Here is a 7,861-nt window from a genome sequence, read left to right on the forward strand (position 1 = left end):
ATCTCAAGAAAATCAATATGAAAGTCTTGATTTGGATGAGCAAAAGGGATGCATACGGTCTTTAGAAAATGCTTACAGCAACGATGGTGGTTTGGCCGTTCTTTTTGGAAATATTGCCAGCAAAGGTTGTGTGGTAAAAACGGCAGGTGTTGATGAGAGTATTTTAACCTTCAAAGGCAAGGCTAAAGTTTACGAATCGCAGGAAGATGCAATTGAAGGCATCTTAACCAAGAAAGTAAAGCCCGGTGATGTTGTAGTTATTCGTTACGAAGGACCAAAAGGAGGTCCGGGAATGCAGGAAATGCTGTACCCTACCTCCTATCTTAAAACCATGAAATTAGATAAGGAATGCGCCCTACTTACCGATGGTCGCTTTTCTGGTGGTACATCAGGATTATCTATTGGTCATGTTTCGCCCGAAGCTGCTGCCAAAGGAGAAATAGCCTTGATACAAGACGGAGATACCATCCTGATAGATATTCCTTCCAGAAGCATTAACCTTCAAATTGATGATGCTGAACTGGAAAAAAGAAAAGAAGAGGAAAAAGCAAAAGGCTCTAAAGCGTATCAACCGAAAAACAGAGATAGAGTAGTGAGTAAAGCATTGAAAATATATGCTGCTCATGTGTCTTCTGCTGATTTAGGTGCAATACGAAAACTTTAAATAAATAATCAATAAATCATTAACAAATACCGTACTAATGAATTTTGAAATGAATACTTTAACACTAGAAGAAGAAAAGGTTGAGAAAAAAGAAACCAAGCGAGTGAGCGGTTCAGAGGCTTTGATATTATCCTTGATAGCCGAAAATGTGAAAACAGCTTTTGGTTATCCTGGTGGATCTATCATGCCAATATATGATAAGTTAATGGATTTTGAAGATCAGCTGCACCACGTTTTAACACGTCATGAGCAAGGTGCTATTCACGCTGCTCAGGGTTATGCGCGCATTAGTGGAGAAGCTGGTGTTTGTTTAGCCACCTCGGGTCCAGGAGCAACAAATCTAATTACAGGCATTGCCGATGCTTTTATGGATTCTACTCCTTTGGTTTGTATTACGGGTCAGGTGTATTCCAATCTTCTTGGCTCAGATGCTTTTCAAGAAACTGATGTATTGGGCGTTTCAATGCCTGTTACAAAATGGAATTTCCAGATCACTAAAGCAGAAGAAATTGCTCCGGCAATAGCAAAAGCATTTTATATTGCTCGTGCGGGTCGTCCTGGTCCCGTACTCATAGATATTACCAAAGATGCTATGTTGGAAGAGGTAGATTATTATTATGAAAAATGCACAAAAATAAGATCTTACATTCCTATTCCAGAAACCAAAGAAAATAAGATTCTCCAAGCCGTAGAGCTTATAGATCAAGCTAAAAGACCACTTGCCATAGTGGGTCAGGGTGTTGTTTTGGGACATGCCGAAAAGGAATTATTAGCTTTCGTAGAAAAAACAGGAATCCCTGTAGCCAGCACTTTATTGGGTTTGTCGGCTTTGCCAAATAAGCATAAGCTTTATACCGGAATGGTAGGTATGCACGGACATGCGGCGCCCAATATCAAAACCAACGAAGCGGACTTAATTATTGCTTTGGGTATGCGTTTCGACGATAGGGTTACGGGTAAAGTAACAACCTACGCCCCTAATGCAAAGAAAATTCATTTCGAGATTGATAAAGCTGAAATCAATAAGATCATCAAAGTAGATGTTACAGTGATGGGAAATGTTAAGGATACTTTAGCAAAAGTAACAGAATTGGTCAGTCCAAATGCGCATAAAGATTGGCGTAATAGTTTTAAATATATCGATGGAAAAGAGGAAAACAGGGTAATCAAAAAAGAACTTTACCCAGAAACAGGACCAATAACAATGGGCGAAGTATTAAGACATTTGAATGATATAACCAAGGGAGAAGCGGTTATTGTTACCGATGTTGGACAACATCAAATGATAGCTTCAAGGTATTATCAATTCAAGAATAAAAGAAGTTTTATCACTTCCGGAGGACTAGGAACTATGGGCTTTGGATTGCCTGCTGCTATGGGCGCTCAAATAGGAGCTCCAAACCGAGAGGTCGTTTCTATTTCTGGCGATGGCGGCTTTCAGATGACTATGCAAGAATTGGGAACTATTGCCCACAACAATGTGCCTCTAAAGATGATTGTTTTAAACAATAATTTTCTGGGTATGGTGCGTCAATGGCAAGAAATGTTTTTTGATAAACGCTATGCCTCCACAGAAATTACCAGTCCCAACTTTGTTTTGTTGGCCTCGTCCTATGGGATTGATGGTGAAAGAGTTAGTAAAAGAGAAACACTATATCAAGCCGTTGAGAAAATGATGAACAGTAAAAAGCCCTTCATCTTAGAAGTTGCCGTTGAAGCTAAAGGAAATGTTTTCCCAATGATCCCAGCAGGGTCGGCAGTTGATGAATTAGTTTATGGGGATGAAGAATAAATACAAAATCTATAAATAAATAACCATGATAGAAGAATTTACAATCGCTTTGTTTTCTGAAAACAGTATCGGAATACTCAACAGAATCACGATCAATTTTACCAAAAGAAAATTGAATATTGATAGTTTAACGGTTTCCGAATCGGCTATTAAAGGCGTCTATAAATTTACCATCGTTGTAAAATGCGATTTACATACAGTCGAAAATCTGGTTAAACAGCTGGATAAACAAGTAGAGGTTTTACGTACTTTCTTTTTACGTGAAAGTGAAGTTTTACATCAGGAAATGGCGATGTATAAAATTGAAACATCTACTTTTTTGGAATCCAATAAAGTAGAAAGTATCATCCGGAAATATAACGCCAGAATTCTGGAAGTAACAAAAGACTATACAGCCATAGAAAAAACAGGACATAAAGCAGAAACACAGCGACTTTTTGAAGAATTAAGACCCTATGGCGTACTTCAGTTTGTGCGCTCGGGAAGAGTAGCTATAACGCGACTAAAAAAAGAATTATTGAGTGAATATTTGGTGAAGCTTGAAAAAAAAGCCTTGGCCGAATAAATAAATTATGAAAAGTATAAATAGAATCTTAAAAAAATAGAACACAATGGCAACAATGAAATTTGGAGAAGTAGAAGAAAATCTTGTAACACGAGAAGAATTCTCATTAGATAAAGCAAGGGAAACGCTTGCAGATGAAACAATTGCAGTAATTGGCTATGGCGTTCAAGGTCCCGGACAAGCACTCAATCTTAAAGACAATGGCTTTAATGTAATTGTTGGGCAGCGTAAAAATTCCAAATCTTGGGATAAGGCTGTCGCCGATGGCTGGGTACCAGAAGAAAACCTCTTCGATATTGAAACCGCTTGCGATAAAGGAACAATTATTCAATATTTGCTATCTGATGCTGGACAAATTGCCCTGTGGCCTACCGTTAAGCGTTATTTAACTCCAGGAAAAGCACTTTATTTTTCTCACGGATTTGCGATTACCTATAAAGAGCAAACCAATATTGTTCCACCAAAAGATGTAGATGTAATTTTAGTGGCTCCCAAAGGATCGGGAACGAGTCTTCGTAGAATGTTTTTGGAAAATCGTGGATTGAACGCCAGCTTTGCCGTTCATCAAGATGCTACAGGAAGAGCAACAGAACGCGTTTCCGCTTTAGGTATTGGTGTTGGTGCAGGTTACCTTTTCAATACCACTTTTAAAAAAGAAGTCTATTCAGATTTAACGGGTGAAAGAGGTACTTTGATGGGTGCTATCCAAGGGATTTTTGCAGCACAGTTTGAAGTTTTACGTGAAAATGGTCATTCTCCTTCAGAGGCGTTTAACGAAACTGTTGAAGAGTTAACCCAAAGCCTGATGCCCCTCGTTGCCGAAAATGGAATGGATTGGATGTATGCCAACTGCTCAACCACAGCACAAAGAGGTGCTCTCGATTGGTGGAAAAAGTTTCGTGATGCAACAAAACCGGTCTTCAACGATTTGTATAATAAGGTAGCCGAAGGTCATGAAAGTGCCGTAGTAATTGAAGCAAACAGCAAAGAAGATTACCGTAAAAGTTTAGATGCTGAATTAGACGAACTTCATAACAGTGAAATGTGGAAAGTTGGAGCTGTAGTCCGAAAATTAAGACCGGAAAATAATTAGAAAATATGGAAGATAAAATTTACATATTCGATACAACATTACGTGATGGAGAACAAGTTCCCGGCTGTCAGTTGAATACCATTGAAAAAATTGAAGTTGCCAAGACTTTGGAAGAGTTAGGTGTAGATGTTATCGAAGCGGGTTTCCCTGTTTCAAGTCCCGGTGATTTTAATTCAGTAGTTGAAATTTCAAAAGCAGTAGCTTGGTCGGTTATTTGTGGTCTTACCAGAGCAGTAGAAAAAGATATAGAAGTCGCTGCCGAAGCTCTAAAATATGCAAAAAGAAAACGTATTCACACAGGAATAGGGACTTCATTCTACCATATCAATTACAAACTTAATTCCAACGAAGATGCTATTGTCGAGCGTGCGATCGCAGCCGTAAAATATGCTAAAAGGTTTGTAGAGGATGTAGAATTTTATGCAGAAGATGCCGGAAGAACTGATAATGCATATTTGGCTCGTGTAGTGGAAGCTGTAATTAAAGCCGGCGCTACCGTAGTGAATATTCCCGATACAACAGGTTATTGTTTGCCCGATCAGTACGGAGAAAAAATAAAATATCTTTTTGAGCATGTTAATGGAATCGATAAAGCTATCATTTCAACTCATTGTCATAATGATTTAGGAATGGCTACAGCCAATACTATTGCAGGAATAAGCAATGGGGCACGACAAGTAGAGGTGACAATAAATGGTATTGGAGAACGAGCAGGAAACACCTCTTTAGAAGAAATTGCCATGATTATCAAAAGTCACGAAAGCTTAAAAGTGCAGAGCAATATTCAAACGGAAAAAATTTATAATACAAGTCGTATGGTTTCCAGCTTAATGAATATGCCGGTTCAACCCAACAAAGCAATTGTGGGTCGCAATGCTTTTGCACATTCCAGCGGGATCCATCAAGACGGAGTTCTTAAAAATCGTGAGAATTATGAGATTATTAATCCTGCTGATGTTGGAATCAACGAATCTTCTTTGGTTTTAACAGCACGCAGTGGCAGAGCGGCTTTGAATAACCGATTGGAATTGATGGGATATAAAGTTCCTAAAGATAAGCTAGATAAGGTTTATGAAGATTTTATTGTTCTTGCCGATAAAAAGAAAGACGTTAATGATGATGATATTGCTTTGCTATTGGGAGATATTAGAAAAGAAGAGCGAAGGATAAAATTAGACTTTTTACAAGTAGTAACAGGTAAAGATTTAATGCCTATGGCAACGGTTCGTTTGGATATTGCCGGGGAGTTATTTACCGAAACAAAATCGGGTAATGGCCCTGTTGATGCAGCATTAAAAGCCATTAAAACCATTTTGCAACGAAAAGTAAAACTGAATGAATTTTTGATTCAGGCAATGACTCGTGGAAGTAATGATGTGGGGAAAGTGCATATGCAAGTAGTTTATGAAGGAAATACCTATTATGGTTTTTCTGCCAATACCGACATTATAACTGCTTCTGTTGAAGCCTATTTGGATGCGGTAAATAAAATGAATTCAAACCATAAAAGCAGCTAAATCAGCATAGAAGTACAACAAATAATTAATTAGAGAGTCCGTCTTTGACGGAAAAAAATAAAAATATGCAAGCAAAAACATTATTTGATAAGATATGGGACGCCCATGTTGTGAAGAAAATTAAAGATGGTCCCAGTGTTCTTTATATCGATCGACATTATATTCACGAAGTAACGAGCCCAGTAGCCTTTGGCAATTTAGAAAAAAAGGGCTTAAAAGTTCTTCGACCAGAGCAAACTACGGCCACTATGGATCACAATATTCCAACCATCAATCAACATTTACCTATTAAAGATGCCTTGTCGCGGAATCAGGTAAAGATGCTCGAAAAAAACTGCACAAATCATAATATTCAACTTTATGATTTAAAGCATGAATCTCTAGGTATTGTACACGTAATTGGTCCTGAATTAGGTTTAACACTTCCCGGAACAACCATTGTCTGTGGCGATAGTCATACATCAACTCATGGTGCGTTTGGCTCTGTTGCTTTTGGTATAGGAACCAGCGAAGTAGAAATGGTATTTGGGAGTCAATGTGTACTCCAAAGTAAGCCGCAAAAAATGCGCATTACCGTAGATGGGAAATTAAATCCTGCAGTAACATCCAAAGATATCATCCTTCATATTATTGCAGATATTAGTAGTAGTGGAGGAACGGGTTATTTTATTGAATTTGCCGGAACAGCTATTCAGCAACTTTCTATGGAAGCGCGTATGAGTCTTTGCAATATGAGTATTGAATGTGGTGCAAGAGGAGGTCTAATAGCACCAGATCAGAAAACTTTCGACTATTTAGAGAACAGAAAATTTAGTCCTAAAGGACAGGATTGGATCGAGAAGGTAGAAGAATGGGGAAAATTAAAAACAGATGATGAAGCGATATTCGATAAGGAATATTCTTATGATGCTACGGATATTTTACCAATGATTACTTATGGAACTAATCCGGGAATGGGAATGAATATTGATGGGCTTATTCCTGTTGATTCTGATCCGAGCTTTTCAAAAGCATTAGATTATATGGGATTTAAAGCAGGCGAAAGCTTATTGGGAAAGGCTGTTGATTATGTGTTTGTGGGCAGTTGTACCAACGGTAGGATTGAAGATTTACGTGCTTTTGCCAATATGGTTAAAGGAAAGAAAAAGGCTGATAATATTACGGCTTGGATAGTTCCGGGATCAAAAAAAGTAAAAAAACAAGCTCAAGAGGAAGGTCTTGTCGATATTTTGGAGGAAGCAGGATTTTCATTACGTCAGCCTGGCTGTTCTGCTTGTCTTGCAATGAACGATGATAAAGTTCCGGCTGGAAAATATTCTGTTTCCACATCTAATCGCAATTTTGAAGGTCGCCAAGGACCCGGTTCAAGAACGCTTTTGGCCAGTCCTTTAGTTGCCGCCGCCGCTGCGGTAACAGGAGTAATAACAAATCCGGTGGATTTATTAAACGACAAAATTTAGAATATGAGCTTAGAAAAATTTAAAGTATTGGTCAGCCAAGCTGTACCTCTACCAACAGAAAATATAGATACCGATCAGATAATCCCTGCCCGCTTTTTAAAAGCAGTAGAGCGTAAAGGTTTTGGCGAAAATTTATTTCGTGATTGGCGTTACGATAAATCGGATAATAAAATTTCTGACTTTTCTTTAAACGATACGAGGTATAGCGGTAAAATTTTGGTTGCCGGTAAGAATTTTGGATGTGGCTCCAGCCGAGAGCATGCGGCTTGGGCTATTTATGATGATGGTTTTAGAGTAGTGATTTCCAGTTATTTTGCAGATATTTTTAAAAATAATGCACTTAATAACGGTTTACTACCTATTCAACTAAAAGAGGATGAACTACAGCAAATTTTCGATCTTATAGCTAAAGATCCCGAAACAAATTTTACGGTTAATTTAAAAGATCAGCTGTTGTCTGTCACTAAAGAAAAGTTAAGGTTTCATTTTGATATAAGTTCTTACAAAAAAGAATGTTTATTGAATGGTTATGACGATTTTGATTATTTGCGAAGCATTTTACCGGAAATTGAACAATTTGAACAGCAAAAAGTAGGCGAATAATCTACCACTTTAAAATATATTTTAATGAATAGATTAATAAAAATAATGGATACCACTTTGCGCGATGGAGAGCAAACTACCGGAGTATCCTTTACTGCTGTTGAAAAGCTAAGTATAGCAAAACTATTATTAACTGAACTTAAGCTTGATTATTTGGAAGTAGCTTC

The 7,861-nt window shown here is 37.8% G+C and carries 8 protein-coding genes; all 8 read left to right on the forward strand.

Features of this window, described 5'->3' with window-relative positions; all coding sequences use genetic code 11:
* On the forward strand, positions 1-664 hold a 664-nt coding region (locus J7K39_05565; protein ID MCD6179353.1), incomplete at its 5' end, for a dihydroxy-acid dehydratase.
* A 49-nt stretch (positions 665-713) separates the two neighbouring features.
* Complete coding sequence (ilvB, locus tag J7K39_05570) at positions 714-2,456, forward strand: biosynthetic-type acetolactate synthase large subunit (GenBank protein ID MCD6179354.1); 1,743 nt, start codon at positions 714-716, stop codon at positions 2,454-2,456.
* Positions 2,457-2,481: 25 nt separating this feature from the next.
* Positions 2,482-3,021, forward strand: a complete 540-nt coding sequence (ilvN, locus tag J7K39_05575; protein ID MCD6179355.1) for an acetolactate synthase small subunit — start codon at positions 2,482-2,484, stop codon at positions 3,019-3,021.
* Between the two features lie 46 nt (positions 3,022-3,067).
* Positions 3,068-4,114 carry a ketol-acid reductoisomerase gene (ilvC, locus tag J7K39_05580; GenBank protein ID MCD6179356.1) on the forward strand — a complete coding sequence of 349 codons (1,047 nt, stop codon included), beginning with the start codon at positions 3,068-3,070 and terminating at the stop codon, positions 4,112-4,114.
* A gap of 5 nt (positions 4,115-4,119) precedes the next feature.
* Positions 4,120-5,631 carry a 2-isopropylmalate synthase gene (locus tag J7K39_05585; GenBank protein MCD6179357.1) on the forward strand — a complete coding sequence of 504 codons (1,512 nt, stop codon included), beginning with the start codon at positions 4,120-4,122 and terminating at the stop codon, positions 5,629-5,631.
* 65 nt (positions 5,632-5,696) lie between these two features.
* Complete coding sequence (gene leuC / locus J7K39_05590; protein MCD6179358.1) at positions 5,697-7,091, forward strand: 3-isopropylmalate dehydratase large subunit; 1,395 nt, start codon at positions 5,697-5,699, stop codon at positions 7,089-7,091.
* A 3-nt stretch (positions 7,092-7,094) separates the two neighbouring features.
* Positions 7,095-7,694, forward strand: a complete 600-nt coding sequence (leuD, locus tag J7K39_05595) for a 3-isopropylmalate dehydratase small subunit (GenBank protein ID MCD6179359.1) — start codon at positions 7,095-7,097, stop codon at positions 7,692-7,694.
* A gap of 24 nt (positions 7,695-7,718) precedes the next feature.
* Positions 7,719-7,861, forward strand: a 143-nt coding sequence (locus tag J7K39_05600) for a hypothetical protein (GenBank protein ID MCD6179360.1), incomplete at its 3' end; no start/stop codon positions are given.

The organism is Bacteroidales bacterium (assembly GCA_021157585.1).
GTDB lineage: Bacteria > Bacteroidota > Bacteroidia > Bacteroidales > UBA12170 > UBA12170.